Origin of the sequence: Prevotella sp. P4-119, from assembly GCF_002251345.1 — a bacterium.
Taxonomy (GTDB): domain Bacteria; phylum Bacteroidota; class Bacteroidia; order Bacteroidales; family Bacteroidaceae; genus Prevotella.
The window spans coordinates 15,902-38,922 of record NZ_NPJB01000027.1 but is presented as its reverse complement, the minus strand read 5'-3'; the positions used below and the strand labels follow the sequence as shown (position 1 = coordinate 38,922).

Annotated in this window: 15 protein-coding genes; 7 read left to right on the top strand and 8 right to left on the bottom strand. The window is 44.4% G+C overall.

Annotated features, from left to right (window positions below; all coding sequences use genetic code 11):
* The first annotated feature begins 118 nt into the window (after positions 1-118).
* Positions 119-1,147, top strand: coding sequence for an asparaginase (locus tag CIK89_RS03025; RefSeq protein WP_094389964.1), 1,029 nt, complete (start codon positions 119-121; stop codon positions 1,145-1,147).
* Positions 1,148-1,273: 126 nt separating this feature from the next.
* Here CIK89_RS03025 and CIK89_RS03020 read toward each other — a convergent pair whose 3' ends face one another.
* The 4 genes from CIK89_RS03020 to CIK89_RS03005 form a co-directional block, all read right to left on the bottom strand.
* A complete protein-coding gene (locus CIK89_RS03020) occupies positions 1,274-3,415 on the bottom strand; it encodes a peptidylprolyl isomerase (RefSeq protein WP_094389963.1) in 2,142 nt (713 codons plus the stop codon).
* A gap of 197 nt (positions 3,416-3,612) precedes the next feature.
* Entirely contained in the window at positions 3,613-4,890 is a 1,278-nt protein-coding gene (locus tag CIK89_RS03015) for a hemolysin family protein (RefSeq protein WP_094389962.1), read from the bottom strand.
* Positions 4,887-5,546 carry an LPS export ABC transporter periplasmic protein LptC gene (gene lptC, locus CIK89_RS03010; RefSeq protein ID WP_094389961.1) on the bottom strand — a complete coding sequence of 220 codons (660 nt, stop codon included), beginning with the start codon at positions 5,544-5,546 and terminating at the stop codon, positions 4,887-4,889. Before lptC ends, CIK89_RS03015 begins: the two co-directional genes overlap by 4 nt.
* Before the next feature lie 89 nt (positions 5,547-5,635).
* On the bottom strand, positions 5,636-6,931 hold the full coding sequence (locus CIK89_RS03005; protein WP_094389960.1) for a hypothetical protein: 1,296 nt from the start codon (positions 6,929-6,931) through the stop codon (positions 5,636-5,638).
* Between the two features lie 100 nt (positions 6,932-7,031).
* On the opposite strand from CIK89_RS03005, the gene CIK89_RS03000 reads away from it, so the two are divergent.
* The 6 genes from CIK89_RS03000 (at position 7,032) to CIK89_RS02975 (ending at position 18,297) form a co-directional block, all read left to right on the top strand.
* The gene (locus CIK89_RS03000; RefSeq protein WP_094389959.1) at positions 7,032-8,345 is read left to right on the top strand and encodes a DUF4105 domain-containing protein; all 1,314 of its coding nucleotides are present in this window, start codon (positions 7,032-7,034) and stop codon (positions 8,343-8,345) included.
* On the top strand, positions 8,342-9,721 hold the full coding sequence (locus tag CIK89_RS02995; RefSeq protein ID WP_094389958.1) for an alkaline phosphatase family protein: 1,380 nt from the start codon (positions 8,342-8,344) through the stop codon (positions 9,719-9,721). Before CIK89_RS03000 ends, CIK89_RS02995 begins: the two co-directional genes overlap by 4 nt.
* A 117-nt stretch (positions 9,722-9,838) precedes the next feature.
* Positions 9,839-13,231, top strand: coding sequence for a preprotein translocase subunit SecA (secA, locus tag CIK89_RS02990; RefSeq protein ID WP_094389957.1), 3,393 nt, complete (start codon positions 9,839-9,841; stop codon positions 13,229-13,231).
* Between the two features lie 120 nt (positions 13,232-13,351).
* Positions 13,352-14,050 carry an ABC transporter ATP-binding protein gene (locus tag CIK89_RS02985; protein WP_094389956.1) on the top strand — a complete coding sequence of 233 codons (699 nt, stop codon included), beginning with the start codon at positions 13,352-13,354 and terminating at the stop codon, positions 14,048-14,050.
* A gap of 124 nt (positions 14,051-14,174) precedes the next feature.
* Complete coding sequence (locus CIK89_RS02980; protein ID WP_094389955.1) at positions 14,175-16,694, top strand: ATP-dependent Clp protease ATP-binding subunit; 2,520 nt, start codon at positions 14,175-14,177, stop codon at positions 16,692-16,694.
* A gap of 265 nt (positions 16,695-16,959) precedes the next feature.
* Positions 16,960-18,297, top strand: coding sequence for an NADP-specific glutamate dehydrogenase (locus tag CIK89_RS02975; protein ID WP_094389954.1), 1,338 nt, complete (start codon positions 16,960-16,962; stop codon positions 18,295-18,297).
* A 296-nt stretch (positions 18,298-18,593) separates the two neighbouring features.
* Here CIK89_RS02975 and CIK89_RS02970 read toward each other — a convergent pair whose 3' ends face one another.
* The 4 genes from CIK89_RS02970 to CIK89_RS02955 are packed head-to-tail and all read right to left on the bottom strand — an operon-like array spanning position 18,594 to position 22,952.
* Complete coding sequence (locus CIK89_RS02970; protein ID WP_094389953.1) at positions 18,594-19,208, bottom strand: DUF6057 family protein; 615 nt, start codon at positions 19,206-19,208, stop codon at positions 18,594-18,596.
* 38 nt (positions 19,209-19,246) lie between these two features.
* A complete protein-coding gene (locus tag CIK89_RS02965) occupies positions 19,247-21,340 on the bottom strand; it encodes an alpha amylase C-terminal domain-containing protein (RefSeq protein WP_094389952.1) in 2,094 nt (697 codons plus the stop codon).
* A 7-nt stretch (positions 21,341-21,347) separates the two neighbouring features.
* Positions 21,348-21,794: a YhcH/YjgK/YiaL family protein gene (locus CIK89_RS02960; protein ID WP_094389951.1), complete on the bottom strand. Its 447-nt coding sequence runs from the start codon at positions 21,792-21,794 to the stop codon at positions 21,348-21,350.
* Positions 21,795-21,821: 27 nt separating this feature from the next.
* Positions 21,822-22,952, bottom strand: coding sequence for a phosphatidylinositol-4-phosphate 5-kinase (locus CIK89_RS02955; protein ID WP_094389950.1), 1,131 nt, complete (start codon positions 22,950-22,952; stop codon positions 21,822-21,824).
* Positions 22,953-23,021 lie beyond the last annotated feature (69 nt).

Sequence of the window (23,021 nt, the reverse complement as noted above, 5' to 3'; positions counted from 1 at the left end):
CCGTTTTTTCTTCGATTTCAAACAAAGTGTAACTTCCTAACCCTAATATCGGCTAATTTCTTTGGAGTTTCACTTTTTATTTGTAACTTCGCAGCGGTCTATAAACATTTTCAGCAAGATGCAAAGCAAAATCCTACTCATTTACACAGGTGGAACAATCGGTATGAACCGAAATCCACACACAGGCGCTTTGGAACCTTTCGATTTTGAGCACCTGCTCTACAATGTGCCAGAACTCAAACAGTTTGACACGAAGATTGATACCATACAGTTTGAGCCTCCTATCGACTCCAGCGACATGACGCCTGCCCGATGGACTGAACTGAGTCACATCATCGCCAGTCACTATGACGCATACGATGGATTTGTCGTGCTTCACGGTACTGACACCATGGCATATACTGCATCTGCCCTATCCTATCTGCTGGAAAACCTCACCAAGGCGGTCATCATCACAGGGTCGCAGCTGCCCATCGGGATGTTGAGAACGGACGGAAAGGAGAATCTCATCACCTCGATAGAGATTGCTGCAGCGAAAGACCATGAGGGTCATGCGCTCGTCCCTGAGGTTGGCATTTATTTCAATGGACGCCTGCTACGAGGCAACAGGACAACGAAGCAAAGTGCTGAGGAGTTTAATGCTTTCGAGTCGTTTAACTATCCTCATCTTGTGGATGCAGGAATTAATATCACCTACCATACGGAAAGGATGCTCAAACCGGATTGGGACAAACCGATGATCCCGCATTTCAAGCTCGACAATAATGTGATTATATTCTCGCTCTTTCCCGGCATACGCGAAGACTTGGTGCGCCACGTGATTGCCACACCAAATCTGAAGAGTATCGTCATGCGTACCTTCGGTTCGGGCAATGCCCCCCAACGACCTTGGGTGATGCACGCGCTGAAAGAGGCTACGCACAACGGCAAGGTGGTGATCAACATCAGCCAGTGTATTCAAGGTGCAGTAGAAATGGGCCGATACGACACGGGGTATCAGTTACAAGAAGCGGGGGTCATCAGCGGCTACGATTCAACAGTGGAAAATGCGGTGACCAAACTGATGTATCTGCAATCGATTTTTGATGATCCGGAAACGGTAAGATATTACATGAGGCAAAGCATCCGTGGAGAAATAACCGTCTGACATCGGTAGTGTTTCGGGATATGCCACACAAACATTTCGCTTGATCCTGCCACACATCGATTACAAAAAAATAAGCCCCACACCTTCAAGGTATGGGGCTTAAATATTATCTTCCAGTTTCTACTTTTAGAAGAAGAGGTAGCGGTTGTCAACTACTTCAGCCTTCTGGTTGAGTTCCTGCATGTAACGTCCTGCTGCACGCATTGCCATCTGCTGAAGCATCGCCATCTGCTGCTTCACGTCAAACTTAGCACCTGCCTGCAGACTGCGCTTAGTCACTTGGAAGATGTAAGCACCACCATTGCCCTTGACAGGAGCCTGACACATCTGTCCCTGCTTAACAGCTGAAACTGCACCACTCAAAGCGGGCTCGCTGGCACCTGTGCTCTGTACGAATGCAGGAGCAGAGAATGTGATCTGGTCAACATTGCTGATGACAGCACCCTTCTGCTTGGCAGCGGCAATGGATTTAACACCATTCAACTTAGCAGCGGCAACTTCAAACTTCTTATCGCGGATGACTTCCTGACGTACCATGTCTTTCACGTCGTCAAGGCTACGATAGCCTACACGGTGAATCTTGGTCAGCGCAATAACCATCATGTGGTCGTTGTTTCCACATTCGTAGAGTGGTGAAACATCGCCTGGCTTAGCATCAAATACCCATTTCATAGCTTCACGTGTTGAGCGTACGCCTGCCACATAGTGCTCTGAATTGACCATATCCTGACGCTCCATCACTTTGAAACCAAATTTCTGAGCATTCTTCTCCAGTCCCTCCAGTGTTTTGTTTTCACTGACAAACTGGCTGAACTTGTTGTATGCCTGGTTGTAGGTTTCCTTAGAGAAATCAATAGTGTGCTTGATGATGGCCACATCATATTTGGTGGTCATCGCCTTGCGGTTGGTCACTTGAAGTACCATATTAGCCTGTGAGAGACTGAGCTTCACTACCTCGCCAACAGCAGTGTTGTTGAGGGCTGCGATGTATGCCTTCGTATCAGCATCGAGCGTCTGTGCACTTTCGTACATGGCAGAAGTCATCCATGTCTTCTGACCAGTCTGACCATACTTCTTAGCGAGGGCTTCAAAATCAGCATTACCCTTCAAGGCTGTATAAACGCTGTCTGCACGCTTTGCAGCTTCAGCTGTTTCGTCGCCTACCTGAATCATGCGGAACTCGATAGAGTCTGGCTGTTCTACTTTAGCGATGAGCTTGATGACGTTCAAGGTGTTGTCATAGCTTGTTTCGAAAACAGCAGAGGTCTGACCTACAGCCATAGAGTCAAGTTTGGCAGCTACATCAGCTGGGAATGCACGCTTGGTGGCTGCAATGCCTGTGTAGGCAACCTGTGACCGAGCTTTGCGAACAACTTCAGAAGGAGTCATTCCGCTTTCAAGTTTCAGCTTGGCTTCGCTCATGGTCTTGTTCAGCGCAGCACGGTCAGTCTTTGAAGGGAGAACCTGGAAGTCAACATACTTGATGTCGCGGCTTTCAACGGTCTGTTTGAACATTTCCTTCATCTCGTCATACTTAGCCTTCAGATCGCTGTCGGCAATCTTCACCTCGTTGTCTTTGATAGAGGTGTATGGGATAGCAGCCAAGGTGATGTTGCTTTCAATATTGTTATCATCGAAAGCCATCTTTGCTGAAACAGGGTTAGACAGCAGGCAATGACCCAGGAGGCTCTGGTATTTCATCATCAGCGTCTGCTGACGCAGCTGCTTCTCGATGAATTTCCAATAGTCGTAGATCTTCTTGTACTGCTCTGCAACCTGTTGCTGTTGTGGCTGTGACTGCATTTTCTTATACTCATCAAGGAATTTGGTGAGCTGGGTTACGTCAAAACGTCCTGTCTGCTGGTTGATGAAAGGAGTCTGAGCCAACATGGGGTTGGTACCGACCTTCAGGATATTCTGAAGTTCTGCATCGGTAACGGTCAGACCTAATTCGTTGGCCTCTTTCTCCAGGATGGTGGTATTGACCACTTCCTGCCAGATCTGGTCTTTCAGCTGATTGAGTTCATCGTCAGAAAGGCTTTCGCGACCTTGGGTCATCTTGATTACTTCCTGATACTCGTCGACCATTGCCTGAAAGTCCTGAACGGACACTTTCTTACCTAACACTTCGCCGACTTGTTGACGTTTCTCGTTGTTTGTTGCTTCGCAAGAGCGAAACATTTCTTCGGCGATAAAAGCAAAGAGGGCCAATCCAATCACGGTGGCGAGGACAGGTCCCCAGCTTCTGATTTTTCCAATTACTGCCATTGTTTTTTAATTATTTTATTTTTTTGTTATTGCTCTAAGTTTTTCATTGACATGTTCCACTTGTCTTTTTCTGCCATGCTGTCAGTATAGGCAAAGATGTGCAACTTGTGGGTCATGTTTCCGCTTTTAGCGTACAAAGTTAGTAAAAAATAGTCATTAAACGAAAGATAATCACAAAAAAGTGTAGTTTAGAATCGTTATTCTTCTACTTTCAACCTTACAAGTTCTATCTTTGTCATGGTATTTTTTACTATCTTGAATTCAAAATGCCCGATTTTGACCACTTCATTGAGTTTCGGAAAACTTTGATATTCATGAAGAATGAGGCCTCCGACTGTCATATAGTCGTCGCTTTCGGGCAGGTCGAGGGAGAACATCTCGTTGACCTTTTCTATTTCCAGTCGGGCAGAAAGCATATATTCGCCTTCACCCAACTGTTTTGCCACATAGTGCATGTTGTCATGCTCGTCTTCAATATCACCGAAGATTTCCTCAACAATGTCTTCAAGCGACACAAGGCCACTGGTGCCACCGAATTCATCGATGACCACTGCCAATGATTTCTTTTCTTGAAGGAATGTGTGCATCAGTTTGCTTGCTGCCATCGTTTCCGGAACATAAGGCATTTCGCGGATCATGCTACTTGGAATCGGGTCTTCGCCCACGATTTTAGCGCCTATTCTGAAAAGATCTGATGAATGGACATAACCGATGACGTGGTCAATATCTTCACGATAGACCACAATCTTGGAGTGACCACTTTCTATGAATCTGCTTTTCAGCTGGTCCATCGATGCCTTCTCTATATCCACCGATTCTATCTCTGTGCGGGGAACCATACAGTCGCGTACCTTGGTATCAGAGAAGTCGAGTGCATTATGGAAGATCTTGACCTCTTCAATCTGTTGTTCGTCAGGAGCATTGTCTATGCTGGCCTGTACGAGATAGTCCAAATCTACTTTTGTAAATGCCTTGTCGGCACTATCGTTGTCGATCTTCTGTCCTGACAACCGCAGCAGACCTTTTGATAGTACTGTGGCAAAACGCGAGATGGGAAAGAGTGTGACGTAGCACGCCATGGTAGGAACAGCAAAGAATCGCAGCATCGTATTGGGACTCGCCTTGAATATCGTCTTGGGCAGAAATTCTCCCGTAAAGAGCACAATGACTGTGGATAACAGCGTGTCGGCCGTGACACGACTTCCGTCATTAAGTGAGGCAAACAAGGTGTTGTCGAATATTGCTGCAAAGAGAATGCCATATACTACCAGAGCGATATTGTTGCCCACTAGCATGGTGCTCACAAAGTCGTTGGGGTGGCGGTAAAAGAAGGAAATGGCCTTGTCTGCCAGTCCGTTTTTCTCCCGTTCCATCTCCGCTCTAAGTCTGTTACTGGAGACGAAAGCTATTTCCATGCCTGAAAAGAAGGCTGAAAATATCATGGTAATGATGATACCTACTATAAGATTTGTCATGGTTGTGATGTTTTGGTCGTTGCGGCACGCCTGACAGCCGGTTGGCGTTGTGACTGTTGTGTAGTGGCAGTATCGGAAAGTGTGGCAGTCTTCTGCTTGTCGGGAGCAGTGTTCTCGCTTTCCCCACTCATATCCGACTCCAGGAAGGAACCGACACTATTGGTGACTTCATAACGTTGCATGCGTTCGTCACTCCGAAAATACGTGCCTTGCATTTCGCGTTCGGGCGTGATAACCTTGGAAAATTTATGGGAATAGAATTCATGGGCAATACCGTCCCAGAACAGTTCTTCGCTTCTGAATATAAGTCCGTTTACATTACGTATGCGCACTCTTCCACGCAGTTCCCACAATTTCTTTTGATCATAATACCACGCAGTATCGGCCTGTATATAACCTTCTACATGAAACTTCTCATCAAACTGTTCAAGGAAAATGCCCTTTTCAAAAGTCCAACGACTGGGGTTCTTCACGGTATTGACATCCCACCGTTCAGTAACGATGCGGTATTTGATGACACCAGAGTCGCTGATGAGGGTGTTGATACCATAACTTGTCATCATCGAGACAGAGTCACGGTCACGCACAGCAGGTGCAGTATGGTCTTTTGGCTTTTGGCAGGACCCTGCCCCCACAGACAACAGCAGGGCAAGCATAGTGCCCGCCCAGATGTTGGAAGAATGGTATTTTCGCTTAAGTATCAATTTACAAGTGTTGTTTGTTTATTATATGTTCTGAGACAGACTTATTCTACTTTCCACTTAGCAAACCATTTCTCATTGAAGGTAATGCCAAGATTGATGCGGAAGGTATTTTCTGTTATCAGATTGGTGGCTGACTGTCTTGCCCATTGGACACTAATGTTGAGAACAGAACGGTTACCCCATTTGTTGACCAATGGGATGCCCATACCTGCACTCACGCTGAGTTCTTTCGGTCCATCTTGTCCGTTTACTTTATAATAAGGTGTGGCGTAAGATGCGCCAAAACGATAGTGGGTGTGCGTAAGAAGATTCTTAAGACTCAAGGAAGTCCAGTTGGATGCACTTGGAATCCAATCAAGTCCAACAGTCATCTTGTGGCGGTTGTTGAGCAATCCGCTTACAAGTTGATATTTGTTGTTTTCGTATTTAGGATAATCGATGTTTGACCAACGCTGGAAAGAATAATCCGCACCAACTGTGAGCGTTTTGTTGTGACACCATGCAAAACCAAGACCCAATGTCATTGGGAGCTTGAAAGCATCGTCTATAGTCGCCGTGTCTGACGTCATTACACTATTCTGGGTATCGGTATTGGTATTGATCAGCTGTGCCTCGCCTCCCATTTTATGACCTAATCCGAATGTTGCACCAATGGTCAATACATCTTTCTTACCTAAAGCCTGTTGGTACTGCGCTCCAAAATCGAGTTTGTAGGTATTGACGCTTGTTGAATAAATACGGCTCAGGGTATTGGCTGCAGACTGGTTGGTGGTGTTGGTAATGCTGCGCTCTGTATTTCCCCAGAGATAGCCAGCGTTGACACCGACAGAAAATCCTTTAACAGGTTCCCAACCGGCACCGACATATACTTCACGCAATCCGCCGTTACCGCTATGGGTCTCTATACTATAGAGTGAAGAACTGGCAACATCGGTGCGCGAATAGGAATAACCTACATTGGTGAATGGTACGATACCGAAACTAATACCCAAACTGGGCATTGCACGGAACATAGCCACTGCATATTCAAAATCAGCATTCTTGGCATTCACCTTTGTGTTACCTTCCTTAAAATTTGTAATTTGTCCGGAAAGCCCCACGTCAAAAATCATAGTTAGGGAGTCGGCTGCAGAATACGATGCAGGGTTGAGCGTATTCACCTGATTTCCGTAGCGGAAGCCAAGGCCAAGACCATTCATGCCACGATTAAACCCTTGTGACTGTTCTGACAAAATACCGAGGCCATATTGGCTGTAAGGCGAGTTGGTGCCACTCTGAGCGCTAACAGTCAGGGCACTGGCAAAAAGGAGTATGCCATTTATAAAAAGCTTCTTCATCTATTTGTTTTGTTTATCTTTTCGATTACGGCTTGCAAAATTATCGAAAAAAAACGAAATAAAAGCACGATAAGTGGAAAATATAGGTTAATTTTGCATCGTGAAACATTTAGAAAACATTTTTAATGCTCTTAAAGGGGGACTTTTAACACTCTCGCTGGTATTGTCGCAAGCAGTATGGGCACAACCTTATGCCCCCGTTGGAAGCAATAGCGGAACTGTTGCTGTGGAAGATGAAAACAAAGAAAAAGCGTCGGATACGAACGCAACAGGCCAGCCCGACTTGTTTGCCCAGCGAATGGATTCTGTAGAAATCAGTCTCCTAACTTGTCAGCCCCACGACGAAATATACAGTCTTTACGGACATACTGCAATTCGCTATCATGAATTGTGGCCTAAAGGCATTGATGTCGCTTTCAATTACGGTGTCTTTGACTTCAGAAAGCCTTTCTTTATAGGAAGATTTGTATTAGGATGGACCGACTACGAATTAGGAGCTTACCCCTATACTTTATTTAAAGAGGAATACCGACGCTTTGGAAGCATGGTTACCGAACAGGTTCTCAATCTTACTACCGAAGAGAAGCTATGCTTGAAAAATGCACTTGCAGATAATCTTCAGGACGGAAACCGTATCTATCGTTATAATTACTTTTATAGCAACTGTACTACGAAGGCACGCGATATTATAGAACAATGTATTTCCGGGAAGCTCATATATGAGCCACGGGATAATTATCAGCCAACCTATCGTGAAATGATTCATGAGATGACAAAACGTCACCCATGGGCTGCTTTTGGCAATGACATGCTGTTGGGAATCCGTTCTGACATAAAGACAGACCAAAGGCAACAAGAATTTTTGCCTAATAATCTCATGTATGATTTTGACCATGCACGCATCTTCGCTAATGGCGAATATCGTCCGTTGGTGAAAGAACGAAGAGTGGCTGTTCCGGCTGGTGTTCAGCTGTTAAAGTCTGAGTTTCCATTATCGCCAACAGCATGCGCTATCATCATCAGCTTATTGGCGTTAGCTCTATTTGTTGTTCAATGCCGAGTACATAAGATTCTGTTAGCTTGGGACATACTGTTGGTCGCCATACAGTCAATCATCGGACTGTTGCTCTTTGTGATGCTTTTCTCTGAGCATCCTACGACCACCCTGAATCTGCAGATCCTGCTCTTCAACCCTATCCCACTTTTTTTTCTTTATAAGGTTGTTCGAGGAAAGAAAACAATCTATTGGAACATAGCCTTAGTCCTTGTTATATTCTTCCTTATTGGAGGAATTTGGCAGGATTATGCAGAAGGCATCTGGAGTTTGGCATTATGTTTGCTGTTACAAAGTATCGTACATATAAAAAATAATAATAAAGTGCCAGAACAAAGGCAGCAGAAACCTGCAAAATGAAGAATAGATATATCTACATCACACTCATGAGTTTGCTTGGGCTTACAGCAGAAGCACAAGCACAACTTATAGCACAGGCTCCTAGACTGGTGGTCAATATTCAAATAGACCAACTGCGTACTGACTTTCTGGAAACATACGCTCCTCTTTATGGGCCAGACGGATTCAACAGATTGTTGAAGCACGGAATGGTGTTTACGAATGGAGCGTACAATTTCTCACCTGTTGACCGCGCATCAGCCATTGCCTCTGTCCAGACCGGAACATCACCCTACTATCACGGAATAACAGCTTTTGAATGGCTCGACAAAGAAACCCTACGTCCACAACAATGTGTGCGCGATACTAAGGTTGGATATTCACCTAACCATCTAGGGACTTCTACTTTGGGAGATGAATTAAAGATTGCAACCAATGGTATCGGAAAGGTCTATTCGTTTGCAGCAACTGCCGATGCAGCCATCCTTTCTGCCGGACATGCAGCTGATGGAGTATTGTGGGTCAATAACAACCAATGGACATCCACCACGTATTATCAGCCTTACGACAAATGGATTTCCGGTTATTCCAGACTATATGCGCCAGGAACAGACGTCAATGCAGGAATTACAACTGCAGCGTTGGAATGTGTCAAACAGGCAGGAATCGGTATTGATGATAAACCCGACCTGATCAACCTCACCTATGAGGCTGGTCGCACGATGGAGTCGTATGTAAAACTCGATGAGAATATTTCAACCCTCATTCAAGGAATAGAAGGACATCTCAATAGAGACCGCATCCTATTTGTGATTTCAGGAACAGCCTATCGGGAGGAAACAGAAGATGATCATGCTACTAATGCACGCTTCCGAATCCCAACAGGAAATTTCTATATCAACCGAACGGCAAATCTTCTCAACATGTATCTTGGTGCAATCTTCGGACAAGCACAATACATAGAATATTGCTACCATAATCAGCTATTCTTCAATCGTCAGACTTTAAGACAAAAGAATATCAATCTCGGAGACTTGATGGAGCGTTCGCAGGAATTTCTCCTTCAAATTTCCGGAATACGTAACGTCTATACTGCTAATCAGTTGTTAACAAGCGATAATCATCTGCTTGAACCTATCCGCAACGGATTTAATATAGAAAAATGCGGTGACTTGATTATTGACATCACTCCAGGTTGGCAACTCGTTAACGAGGAAACCTTGGAAAAGTCAACATCACGCGCTTACAACATTCCTTTCCCTATTATTATTTACGGAGACGGTGTCCGGAGCGAACGCGTACAGACACCTGTCACAGCCGACAGAATTGCTCCAACAATAGCCCGTTCCATACGCATCAGGGCTCCTAATGCCTGTTCGGCAGTCCCTCTTTTCTAAAGACGACGGACAATAAATATCAGTTAACTTGCAACTTTACGGAATATTATTAGTAACTTTGCAAGCGTTTTTACGTAAAAAAATAAAAGTAATCAAAGAAAAAGAAACAAAACAAATATGAACTTAACGAAAATATTGACATCACTCTTCGGTAATAAATCGACGAGAGATATGAAACTCATTCAGCCGTTGGTGGAAAAGGTTAAAGCCGTATATCCTGAAATACAGAAATTGGACAACGACCAGTTACGTCAACGCACTCGCGACATACAAAAACGCATACAGGAATCTGCCAAAGAACAAAAAGCAGAAATCAAGAGACTTAAAGATACCATCGAAGAAACACCTATTGATGAACGTGCCGACATCTTTGCCAAAATCGACAAACTGGAGAAAGAAGTTCTCGACATCTTTGAAAAACAGCTTGACGAAGCGATGCCTGAGGCTTTCAGCATCGTCAAGGAAACTGCACGCCGATTTGCCGAAAACGAAGAAACAATTGTTACTGCAACCGATTTCGACCGCGAACTGGCATCAGATCCAAGAAAAGACTTTATTACCATTGACGGAGATAAAGCTATTTATCACAACCATTGGACCGCAGGAGGAAACGACCTTAAATGGGAAATGGTACACTATGATGTACAGCTGTTTGGTGGTACTGTGCTCCATCAGGGAAAAATTGCCGAAATGGCAACTGGTGAAGGTAAAACCCTCGTAGCCACTCTTCCTGTATTCCTTAATGCCCTGACAGGAAACGGTGTCCATGTGGTAACTGTCAACGATTATCTAGCTAAGCGTGACTCTGAATGGATGGGACCGCTTTACATGTTCCATGGTCTTTCTGTAGATTGTATCGACAAGCATCAGCCTAACTCAGATGCAAGACGTCGTGCTTACCAGTGTGACATTACTTTCGGTACCAACAACGAATTTGGTTTCGACTATCTGCGTGATAATATGGCCACCTCACCACAGGACCTCGTCCAGCGCGCACACAACTATGCCATCGTCGATGAGGTAGATAGCGTGTTGATTGATGATGCACGTACTCCTCTGATCATCTCTGGTCCTGTTCCTAAAGGTGACGACCAGATGTTTGAGGAATATCAGCCTCTCGTAGAAAAAATCGTGGCTGTACAGCGTCAACTTGCTACACAATACTTGGCAGAGGCTAAGCAGAAAATCAGCGAAGGACAAGCAAAAGGTGACAAGAAGCTCACAGAAGAGGGTTTCCTTGCCTTGTTCCGTTCGTTCAAGTCGCTCCCTAAAAACAAACCGCTCATCAAATTCCTCTCTGAAGAGGGTATTAAAACCGGACTTCAGAATACTGAGAATACCTACATGGAGAACAACAACCGACGCATGCCAGAAGCAGTTGAACCTCTGTACTTTGTAGTTGATGAAAAGCTGAACTCATGTGACTTAACCGACAAAGGAACGGCATGGTTAGCCCAACAGGTGAATGACTCAGAACTCTTTGTATTGCCCGATATCGCCGGACAGCTGTCGGCTCTTGAAGCAGATAGCAGCCTTTCTGAGGAAGAGCGCGTGACCAAGAAAGATGAGTTGCTCAGCCATTACGCTATCCAAAGCGAACGCGTACACACCTTGCAGCAGTTGCTCAAAGCATACACCATGTTTAATAAAGATGATGAGTATGTTGTGATTGACGGTGAAGTGAAGATTGTCGATGAGCAAACCGGACGTATCATGGAAGGACGCCGTTGGAGCGATGGATTGCATCAGGCTGTGGAAGCCAAGGAACATGTGAAAGTGGAAGCTGCAACACAGACCTTCGCCACCATTACACTCCAAAACTATTTTCGTATGTACCATAAACTCGCAGGTATGACAGGTACTGCTTCTACCGAGGCAGGTGAGTTTTGGGACATCTACAAACTCGATGTTGTTGAAATTCCAACAAACCGTCCTGTTATCCGTAAGGATATGGACGACAGAATCTATAAAACCGCACGCGAGAAATACAATGCTGTCATTGAGGAAATTGAGGAAATGCGCAATAGCGGACGCCCTGTACTTGTAGGTACAACCTCCGTTGAAATCTCTGAATTGCTCTCTAAAATGCTCAATATGCGAAAGATTCCTCATCAAGTGCTGAATGCCAAGCTCCACCACAAGGAGGCTGACATTGTGGCAGAGGCAGGACGCAGTAATTTGGGACGTGTAGAGATTGTTGATGAAGAAGGTAATAAACACGTAGAAGAACGTATGCTTGGTGCCGTGACTATTGCAACCAACATGGCTGGACGTGGTACCGACATCAAACTGACTGCAGAAGTGAAAGCTGCAGGAGGTCTGGCAATCATTGGTACTGAGCGTCATGAAAGCCGACGGGTTGACCGTCAGTTGCGTGGACGTGCTGGACGTCAGGGAGACCCAGGTTCATCAGTATTCTATGTATCTCTTGAAGATAAGCTCATGCGTCTGTTTGGTTCTGAACGTATTGCCTCTGTTATGGACCGCTTAGGTTTCAAGGAAGGCGAACGCATCGAGAGTCCGATGATGAGCAAGCAGATTGAACGTGCACAGCGTAAGGTAGAGGAAAACAACTTTGGTATCCGTAAACGTCTTTTGGAATATGATGACGTCATGAACCGTCAACGTACCGTTATCTATGAGAAACGTCGCCATGCCTTGATGGGAGAACGTATCGGAATGGATATTGCCAATATGCTTTGGGATCGTGTTGCTACTACTATCGAGCAAAACGACTATGAAGGATGCCGTGAAGCTTTCATTCGTTTGTTTGCCATGGAAGTGCCTTTCACCGAAGAACAACTGCAGTCTGGACATCTTGAAGAACTGGAAGAAAACTCCTACAAGAAAGTGATGGAAGCCTTTGAGCGTAAGACAGAACACATCTGTGAGATTGCTCAACCCGTCATAGAGAAAGTCTATACCGAACAAGGTGACCGTTTTGACAGAATAGCAGTTCCTTTGACTGACGGACGACGACTCTATCAGATTCCTTGCAACCTAAAGGAAGCATACGAAACAAAATCGAAGTCTATTGTCAAGCAGTTTGAAAAACAAATGTTGCTCCACGTCATCGATGAGGCATGGAAAGAAAACCTCCGCGCACTCGACGAACTTCGTCACTCGGTACAGAATGCTTCATACGAACAGAAAGACCCCTTGCTCATCTTCAAGTTGGAAAGTGCAAAGGTATGGGATAACATGATTAACGATATGAACAATCGCATCGTCTCTGTACTCATGCGCACCACTATTCCGGAAATGCAGCAAGTGGAAGAGGCTGGTCCAGAACCAGCTCAACGTCCACACCAGCAATACACGGAAAACAAACCAACCGTTGAGCAGGAGCAGATGAGGGATCCTAACATGCGTGCGGCAGCCGCTCACGACACACGTGCACAACAGCCACGTACTCCTATCGTCAAGGAAAAAATGCCAGGACGTAACGACCCATGTCCTTGCGGTTCGGGTAAGAAATTCAAAAACTGCCACGGACGCGGATTAGTATAAACAAATCATGCAGCACACCACACGTTATCATGCGGTGTGTTGCATTCTCAATAAGTTGCACACGCTGTGCGCAGCGAAAAAACAAATAACTGTCAAGGATAAAACCAATAGAAATCAACAATGATTACCATAAACAATCTTCAGAAGAATTTCGGAACTACAGTAGCTTCTTCCATCGAATACTTTGAAATAACAGATGGAGAGATTCTCGGCCTCGTTGGCAACAATGGTGCAGGCAAGACTACCCTATTCCGACTCATGCTCGATTTGCTCAAAGCGGATTCCGGCTTTGTCACTATTGATGGCATTAACCCCAGTGAGAATGAAGATTGGAAACAACATGTTGGCGCTTATATCGATGAGGGATTCCTGATAGACTTTCTTACGCCAGAAGAATATTTCGCCTTTTTGGGAAAAGTGTCAGGAATGACCAAAGAACAATCTGAGAAGCGTATGGAAGATTTTACTGACTTTGCTGCAGGAGAGATTTTTGGACAGAAGAAACTAATCCGCAACCTATCGGCTGGTAACAAGCAGAAGGTGGGTATTATATCTGCCCTATATAGACGTCCCAGCATCGTCATCCTCGACGAACCCTTCAATTTCCTTGATCCGAGCAGTCAGACACTACTCAAACACTTACTGACTGACTATGTGGCACAGACCAAGGCAACCCTACTGATCTCAAGCCACAATCTTCAGCACACAGTAGATATTTCTACACGAATAGCTCTACTCGAACACGGATGCATTATCCGTGACTTAGACAATAAAAACCAACAAGCCATACACGAGCTGGATTTGTATTTCGGCAGTTAACACATGGACAAAAAACATCTCTCCAAACTATATAAATTTTAATAATAAGAAAGGGATGTCTGAATTTGCCACAAACTGTGTGTAGGTTATCGTTGGCACGTTATTTGCAATCATGTTTTCAGTTATGACAAATCAGTTTTCAGAAAAGATATCAGAAATACTCGCATACTCGCGAGAAGAAGCCATACGGCTCGCAAACCGTTGTGTGGCCCCAGAACACCTGTTGCTGGGAATGATGCGCCTACGCGAAAGCACTACCAACAGTCTGTTTCATCGCCTCGGCATCGACAGTCAATCGGTCAAGGAAAAACTTGAGGAACTTGCCCGTAACGAGAAAGTTGCCATAAGTGAAGAACAGTCTGACATCATTCTCACTCCACAAGCTAACAATATTTTGAAACTGGCCGTTCTTGAAGCACGTTTCGGTCACAGTCAACAAGTGGAAGAAGAACATCTGTTGCTTGCCATCATGCACGATGCGGCAAACAATGGTGCAAAACAAATTTTGGAATCCAACAACATGAACTACGAAGAAATACGTTCTTTACTCCATGTCACAAATGGTGTAGGACTTCCTGAGGAAGAATTCGAAGAAGAGCAGAAAAAAGCTAATTCTTCTAACCAAAGCAATGGAAATACTACCACTACACAACAAGACAAACAGAAATCGAAAACTCCCATGCTCGATAATTTCTCAACCGATCTGACTCTTCAGGCTCGAAACAACAAACTTGATGAGGTTGTGGGACGAGAGAAAGAGATGATGCGGGTCATGGAAATTCTGGGACGCAGAAAGAAGAATAACCCTATTCTGATTGGTGAACCTGGCGTAGGAAAGAGCGCTATTGTGGAAGGATTGGCACAAGCCATCGCCAACAAGAAATGCCCTCCTTTATTGTTTGGTAAACGTGTATTAACGCTCGATCTTACAGGGGTTGTTGCTGGTACGAAATATCGTGGACAGTTTGAAGAACGCATACGGCAGCTCATTAAGGAACTCGAACAGAATGATGATGTCATCATCTTCATTGATGAAATCCATACCCTCATAGGCGCTGGTTCAACACCAGGCTCTATGGATGCTGCCAATATTCTCAAACCAGCATTGGCACGTGGTGTGATACAATGTATCGGAGCTACCACACTTGACGAATATAGAAATTCCATCGAAAAGGATGGAGCTTTGGAACGCCGATTCCAAAAAGTCATAGTAGAGCAGAATACTCCCGCAGAGACGCTTCAGATACTTCACAATATCAAGCATCACTACGAGAAGCATCATCACGTGAACTATACCGATGAGGCTCTTGCTGCATGCGTTAGTCTCACGGAGCGATACATCAGCGACAGACAACAACCGGATAAAGCCATTGATGTAATGGATGAAGTCGGGGCACGTCTGCACTTGACAAACACACAAGTTCCGGCAGAAATCATCGAAAAGGAAAAACAACTCAAGGAGGCAAGCGAAAAGAAACGCCAAGCGGTGAAAAACCAGAATTACGAATTGGCTGCCAGTCATCGTGATCGAGAAGCGCAACTCCAACAGGAACTGGATGCCCTTAATACTAATTGGCAGAATGGTGAAGACATAGACCGCCAGAATGTCAGTCTTAAGGATGTACAAGACGTTGTTTCGATCATGACTGGTGTTCCTGTACAACGCTTAGCGCAAGCCGAAGGTATCCGATTGAAAGGCATGAACCTGAAACTGCAGGAAGAGGTTGTGGCACAAGACAAAGCCATCGATAAGATGGTAAAAGCAATCATGCGCAACCGGGTGGGACTGAAAGAACCTAACCATCCTATCGGCGTATTCATGTTCATTGGTCCTACGGGAGTAGGTAAAACCTATCTGGCGAAGAAACTCGCAGAATTTATGTTCGGCAGTAGTGATGCGCTCATTCGTGTTGACATGAGTGAATATACCGAATCGTTCAACGTGTCCAGACTGGTTGGTGCACCTCCAGGTTACGTTGGTTACGAGGAAGGTGGTCAGTTGACCGAACGCGTTCGTCGTCGTCCCTACTCCATCGTACTACTTGATGAGATTGAAAAGGCACATAGTAACGTTTTCAACCTCTTGCTTCAAGTTCTCGACGAAGGTCGTCTGACTGATGGTAACGGACGCTTTGTGGATTTCCGCAATACGGTTATCATTATGACCTCTAATGCAGGTACACGCCAACTGAAGGATTTCGGTCGGGGTGTAGGCTTTAACACAGCAGGAAACAGTTCATTCATGCTCAATGACCAGGATAAGGAACATGCGCGCAGTATTGTGCAGAAAGCATTGTCTAAACAGTTCTCACCAGAGTTTCTGAACCGCATGGACGAGATTATCACCTTTGAGCAGTTGGATTTAGAGGCTATTAAGAAAATCATCGACATCGAACTACGCGGACTTTTCAAACGTATGGAAGCACTCGGCTATCAAGTGCAGATAACCGACGAAGCCAAGGCTTTTGTTGCAGAACGCGGCTATGATGTGCAATTTGGTGCGCGTCCATTGAAACGTGCGATTCAGAACTATATAGAAGATGGTATTGCAGAACTTATCATCGATGGAGAACTGGAGGCTAACAGTACCATATCAATAAGCAAAGAGGAAGGAAAAAGTGAATTGACTATCCAAAAGATATAATCTTCACCTTCTTACTCCAATATATGAATACTAAGGCATCATCTACCTTTCAAAGGTAAGATGGTGCTTTTTTCTTATTGTGCTCCCAAACAGGCGAAAAAGCAATGTTTTTTTCTGTTTTTATACATATTTGCTACAAAAAGAAAGAAATATAGCATATTTTTTGATAATTTGTTTGGTATTTCAGATTTTTGATGTAATTTTGCAACCGAAAATAAAAAAGAAGTAGAAAAAACGTTATAATTTAACCAAAAAAGAAAAAATTATGAATGCAGCACAAGTTGTAGAAAATCTGAAACAAAGATTTCCCAATGAGCCTGAGTACATTCAGGCCGTAAGTCAGGTACTTCCAACTATTGAGGAAGAGTACAACAAGCACCCTGAATTTGAGAAAGCTAATCTGATTGAGCGTCTTTGCGTGCCCGATCGCGTTTACGAATTCCGCATCACATGGGTTGACGATAAGGGAAATGTTCAGACCAACATGGGATATCGCATCCAACACAACAACGCCATTGGTCCGTACAAAGGCGGTCTGCGTTACCACAAGAGTGTAAATCTGGGAATTCTGAAGTTTCTCGCTTTTGAACAGACTTTCAAGAACTCGCTGACAACACTTCCTATGGGTGGTGCCAAAGGTGGTTCCGATTTCTCTCCACGTGGCAAGAGCGATGCAGAGGTTATGCGCTTCTGTCAAGCATTCATGAACGAACTGTATCGAGTAATCGGTCCTGATGAAGACGTTCCTGCTGGTGACATCGGTGTTGGTGGTCGTGAAGTGGGTTACCTCTTTGGACAGTACAAGAAGCTCACCCATCAGTTCCAAGGTGTACTTACCGGTAAGGGTATCCCCTTCGGAGGTTCATTGATTCGTCCTGAAGCAACAGGTTACGGTACAGTATATTTTCTGACTTCTATGCTGGCTACTCGCGGCATCGAGCTGAAAGGCAAGAAGGTTCTGATTTCTGGTTCTGGTAATGTGGCTCAGTATGCTACAGAGAAGTGCATCCAGTTGGGAGCCACAGTACTCACCTTGTCAGACTCAGATGGCTACATCTTCGATCCCGATGGAATTGACGCTGAAAAGCTGGCTTATGTGAAAGAGCTGAAGAATGTTGAGCGTGGTCGTATCAAAGAGTATGCAGAAGAATATCCCAATGCTGTTTATCATGCTGGCGAGCGTCCTTGGCATGAGAAGGCTGATATTGCCCTTCCTTGCGCTACCCAAAACGAGATTAACGGCGAACAGGCACAGGCTCTTGTTGACAATGGCGTAATTGCCGTGGCAGAAGGTGCAAACATGCCTTCACTTCCTGAGGCTATCAAGATTTTCCAAGACAACAAGTTGCTTTATGCTCCGGGAAAAGCTTCAAACGCTGGTGGTGTATCAGTATCTGGTCTTGAAATGTCTCAGAACTCAGAGCGTCTGAGTTGGACCGCTGAAGAGGTTGACAACTACCTGAAGCGTATTATGAACGATATTCACGAAAACTGCGTGAAATACGGTACTGGTGCTGACGGATACATCAACTATGTGAAGGGTGCCAATGTTGCAGGCTTCATGAAGGTTGCATCAGCTATGATGAGTCAGGGTATTGTATAAGTTCACAGCAATCTATCTCACAAACACATATATAGATTAGCCACTGTAAATTGGGAGAGACGAGTTAAGCGTTTCTCCCAATTGTTTTTTGTGAGCACGCCCTACACCATTAATTTGTAATGAAGAGGTAAGACGTTTCAATACCTCATCAAGTTCATAACAACTCAGATTCAATAGGTTTTACACGCGTAAAATAAGTCAATTGTTAAGTATTGGGGGGTACGCAAAATACAAATTAAACCGAGGGCATCCCGAATGAATCATGATACATGAAGCAGACGAATTACAAAGTCTGATTATCTGTTTTGTAATTTATTGATTGCTTTTCCGCAGAAATAATAATACCAATAGGTATCTTTATAGTTGGTCTGCATATTGATAAGCCATTCGCGTTGCTTAGGATATCTCTGCTGAAGACTTTTCATCTCGTCAAAATCTGCCTCCATAGCAAGATTATTGAACACGATGATCGGTTGTGCACGCAGATGTTTATATAGAACGAGGGCTTCTTGGTAGTGTTTGGGCAAACTGCTGTTAATTGGATAGTATGTTGGAAGTAATTTGACAAATTGGTCAAGCTGACAATCTATCAAATAGCCACACAACATTTTATCGCCTCCGCAGTGTTTCATATCCCTACCTGACCCGGAAATGGGATAAGTAAACAGTTCATCTCCTAATCGATGCTGTTGATAAAGCGCTTCAACTCTAAGGGCTGTCAGTAGTGAATCAGTCTTGTCTGATTTGCATCCAATTTGAAGTGCTGCATCATAATCTCCCTTATTCATCAGGGTTTCCATCTGTTTTGCATATTGCTTCACGTCAGAAGATCCTGCGACCATACCGATGACAAGCATCAGTATGGTCACAAGTGAGAGAATCAGCCAAATACGGCGGATATTGTATTTCATAAGTATGCAGAGGTGTGGTTGTTTTACCTTTGTTCCACTTACAGTTTTCTGAGCACCACAGCTGATCTGGCTGGTAGATAGAGCTTGAGCCACTCTTTGCGGTCTTTCACATAGAGTTCATCGTAGTTGGTCATGTGAGTCATCGTGTCATCTGCGAATCCATTACCACCAAACTCCTTGGCATCTGTGTTGAGCACTACTTCATAGGAACCTGTAGGTACAAGGAATCCATAGTCAGTATAGGAGTGTGTTGGAGAGAAATTGAATACAAAGACAAGGTCGCCTCTCATAAAGCAAAGCACCTGATCTCCATCATTATGCCAAATTTCTGTTACGGGTGTGTTCTGGAAATTTCGTTGGCTCTTGACCACTTCCAACATTCTGCGGTCAAAATCACCAAGCCAGTGGTAGCAGAGTTCTTTGTTATCTACAAGATTCCATTGGCGTCTTGCATATTTGTACGACCATCCATTTCCTTCACGCGGGAAGTCAATCCATTCTGGATGTCCGAACTCGTTACCCATAAAATTGAGGTAACCGCCATTTATAGCTCCAAGTGTCACCAGTCGAATCATCTTATGTAGCGCGATACCCCTTCGAACTATTTCGTTTTCGTCGCCTTTCTTGAAATGCCAATACATATCGGCATCTATGAGTCTGAAGATGATGGTTTTATCTCCCACAAGAGCCTGATCATGGCTTTCACAATAAGATATGGTTTTCTCGTCCGGTCGTCTGTTCTTCACTTCCCAGAAAATGCTACAAACGTTGACATCCTCATCCCTTACTTCCTTAATGGTCTTAATCCAATAGTCAGGAATGTTCATAGCCATTCTGTAGTCGAAACCATACCCACCGTCTTCAAAACGTGCGGCAAGTCCTGGCATACCCGATACTTCTTCGGCAATCGTTATTGCCTTGGGATTAACTTCGTGAATCAGTTTGTTGGCCAATGTCAGATAGCAGATCGCATTGTCATCCTCATGTCCGTTGAAGTAATCTCCATAGCCTGTAAATGCTTCCCCAAGTCCGTGAGAGTAATACAGCATAGACGTAACTCCATCGAAGCGGAAGCCGTCGAAATGGTATTCTTCCAGCCAATATTTGCAATTGGAGAGTAAGAAGTGTAAGACGTCATCCTTTCCGTAGTCAAAACACAAAGAGTCCCATGCTGGATGTTCATGACGTTCACCAGGATAAAAGTATTGATTGGGATCTCCTGCAAGATTTCCGAGTCCTTCAACTTCGTTTTTCACAGCGTGCGAATGAACAACATCTATGATGACCGCAATACCCATTTTATGGGCAGTATCAATCATTTCCTTTAATTCGTCAGGAGTTCCGAAACGACTTGAAGGTGCAAAGAATGATGATACATGGTATCCAAAGGATCCATAGTAGGGATGTTCCTGGATGGCCATAACCTGAATGGCATTATATCCATCTTTCTTAACACGTGGCAATACGTTTTCCTGAAATTCACGATAAGAGCCAACCTTTTCGGCATCTTGTCCCATTCCAATGTGGCATTCATAGATAAGCAATGGTGAAATGTCAGGCTTAAAGGTCTTTTTCTTAAAGACATAAGGATGTTCAGGGTTCCACACCTGTGCTGAGAAAATCTTGGTCTGTTCGTCTTGTACCACACGTTGACACCATGCTGGTATGCGTTCACCCTCTCCACCATTCCATTTGACTTTCATTTTATATAGGTCTCCATGTTTAATGGCCTTTTCCGAGAGTTTGAGTTCCCAGTTTCCTGTACCTTCAATACGTTTGCATTTATATTTGGGTGATTCCTGCCAGTTGTTGAAATCTCCGATGAGGTATATTTCTGTTGCATTAGGTGCCCATTCACGGAACACCCAGCCTTTTGCAAGCTTATGAAGTCCGAAATAGAGGTGTCCTGATGCAAAATCAGAAAGAGTCTTTTTCCCGTTTCTCGTCAACTGGGCGATTTTCCATAGGGCATGCTCATGTCTTCCACGAATGGCATCCTCGTAGGGTTCAAGCCAAGAGTCATTTTTTACCAGACCAATATGCTTGTTTTCCTGTTTCACACTTTTACGTGTCGTTCTCTTTGCCGCAGTCTTTGCTCCGGCTTTGGATTTTGTAGTTTTATTTGTTGTCATGATGATATTAGGCTTTAACTTTAAAAATGGCTTTCTTTATTTCATCTACACCTGCAATACACGGGGCATGACCATCCTGTGGGAAGAAGATGGCAAAACATCCGGGCTGAGCTGTCACATAACTCTCGGCAGCAAGTCCGGGTATTTTGGTAATGTCTTTCTCTTCGTTATATGCAGCCTCCGGAAGTGCTTCACGGGGAGTATATCCGTATGTTTCAGCAGCAGAGAGCGGTATCTGTATGTCGATCATCTTATTGTGGGTTTCGATAACAGCCTCGTCGGGTGTCTTTCCTTTGGCTGTCTGGATGTTGACAAAGAGGTCTTTACCCACTATCTCATGTTTGCCTTCCTCAAGTGTGTTGAGGTCGTGCTGGTTGATAAACTCCACAACTTTTGAAAACAATGGGTTCAACGACTCATAGTCTTTCAGATGTTTTAGTTCGTCGATAATCATAATTCTATTGATTTATTTAAGGGTTGCTTATTTTGTTTTGTCTTCCTCACGATGTCCTCTTGTATAGTTACCTTGTGCTGTAACATTACCGTTGGCGTCCTTTTCTACAAAACGTCCGTCACGTCTGTCATCTACATAGGATCCCTCAAAGCGTTTGCCGTTTTTATCCTCTTCTACGGCAGGTCCGTTTCTTCGTCCGTTGATAAACTGTCCTTTGAATTTTGACCCGTCTGCAAAACGTGCTACACCTTGTCCGTGTATGGTTCCGTTTTTGAACTGTCCTTCAAAGACATCGCCGTTCTTCATCGTCAGTTTTCCGTATCCATTAGGTTTGTCGGCTTTCCATTCACCTTGATAGACGTTCCCGTTTTTCCACACAAGTATGCCCTGGCCTTGTTTGTCGCCATCCACAAAGGCTCCTGTGTATTTGTCGCCATTGGCAAATTTGAAGACGCCCATACCGGTACGTTCGCCCTGTACATAGTCACCTTCATAGACGTCGCCACTCTGAAATTTATAAATACCTTTTCCGTGTGGGGTGTCTTCTTTCCATTGTCCTACATAAACGTCACCATTGGAGTATCTGAACACTCCTTTGCCATCACGTAAATTATTTGCGTACATGCCGTCATAAGACGAGCCGTCTGGCCAATGATAAACACCTTTTCCTGATTTCATGTCGTCTTTCCACAGACCTTCATACCAAGTGCCGTCTTTGAACGTATAACGACCTTTTCCTTCGCGTTTGTCCTGTTTCCACATGCCATCATAGACGTCACCATTATAGTAGTACATCTTACCATGACCCTGTTGTTCGTCAATATACCAGAGTCCTACATACTTATTATTGTTTTGGAAATAGAACGTTCCAACGCCATGCTGGTGATCTTGAAACCATTCTCCCTCATATTTTTCACCATCGGAAAAAGTATAAGTACCCTTTCCCTGACGTTTGCCTTTGGAGTATAGACCTTCATACCAGTCCCCGTTTTTATAGGTTGCCCGACCACGTCCGTCTGGCTTTCCGCCAACCATCTCACCTTGGTATTCGCCACCGTCGGCCGTTGTACACGCACCGACTTTTATCTTCTGCGCCGGTAGTGTCAATGCTGCCGTCGCTAATGTTATCGTAAGGAAATATCTCAGTCTAATAATCATTGATTCTATTTTAATAGCAATAAATCGGAACAAAGGTATGAAAAAAAATCGGTATTTATCATTTTTGTT

Excerpts from the sequence above, each read along its gene's own strand:
- CIK89_RS03025 (WP_094389964.1), top strand. The coding sequence starts at position 119 with ATGCAAAGCAAAATCCTACTCATTTACACAGGTGGAACAATCGGTATG.
- CIK89_RS03020 (WP_094389963.1), bottom strand. The coding sequence starts at position 3,415 with ATGGCAGTAATTGGAAAAATCAGAAGCTGGGGACCTGTCCTCGCCACC.
- CIK89_RS03015 (WP_094389962.1), bottom strand. The coding sequence starts at position 4,890 with ATGACAAATCTTATAGTAGGTATCATCATTACCATGATATTTTCAGCC.
- lptC (WP_094389961.1), bottom strand. The coding sequence starts at position 5,546 with ATGCTTGCCCTGCTGTTGTCTGTGGGGGCAGGGTCCTGCCAAAAGCCA.
- CIK89_RS03005 (WP_094389960.1), bottom strand. The coding sequence starts at position 6,931 with ATGAAGAAGCTTTTTATAAATGGCATACTCCTTTTTGCCAGTGCCCTG.
- CIK89_RS02995 (WP_094389958.1), top strand. The coding sequence starts at position 8,342 with ATGAAGAATAGATATATCTACATCACACTCATGAGTTTGCTTGGGCTT.
- secA (WP_094389957.1), top strand. The coding sequence starts at position 9,839 with ATGAACTTAACGAAAATATTGACATCACTCTTCGGTAATAAATCGACG.
- CIK89_RS02985 (WP_094389956.1), top strand. The coding sequence starts at position 13,352 with ATGATTACCATAAACAATCTTCAGAAGAATTTCGGAACTACAGTAGCT.
- CIK89_RS02980 (WP_094389955.1), top strand. The coding sequence starts at position 14,175 with ATGACAAATCAGTTTTCAGAAAAGATATCAGAAATACTCGCATACTCG.
- CIK89_RS02975 (WP_094389954.1), top strand. The coding sequence starts at position 16,960 with ATGAATGCAGCACAAGTTGTAGAAAATCTGAAACAAAGATTTCCCAAT.
- CIK89_RS02970 (WP_094389953.1), bottom strand. The coding sequence starts at position 19,208 with ATGAAATACAATATCCGCCGTATTTGGCTGATTCTCTCACTTGTGACC.
- CIK89_RS02965 (WP_094389952.1), bottom strand. The coding sequence starts at position 21,340 with ATGACAACAAATAAAACTACAAAATCCAAAGCCGGAGCAAAGACTGCG.
- CIK89_RS02960 (WP_094389951.1), bottom strand. The coding sequence starts at position 21,794 with ATGATTATCGACGAACTAAAACATCTGAAAGACTATGAGTCGTTGAAC.
- CIK89_RS02955 (WP_094389950.1), bottom strand. The coding sequence starts at position 22,952 with ATGATTATTAGACTGAGATATTTCCTTACGATAACATTAGCGACGGCA.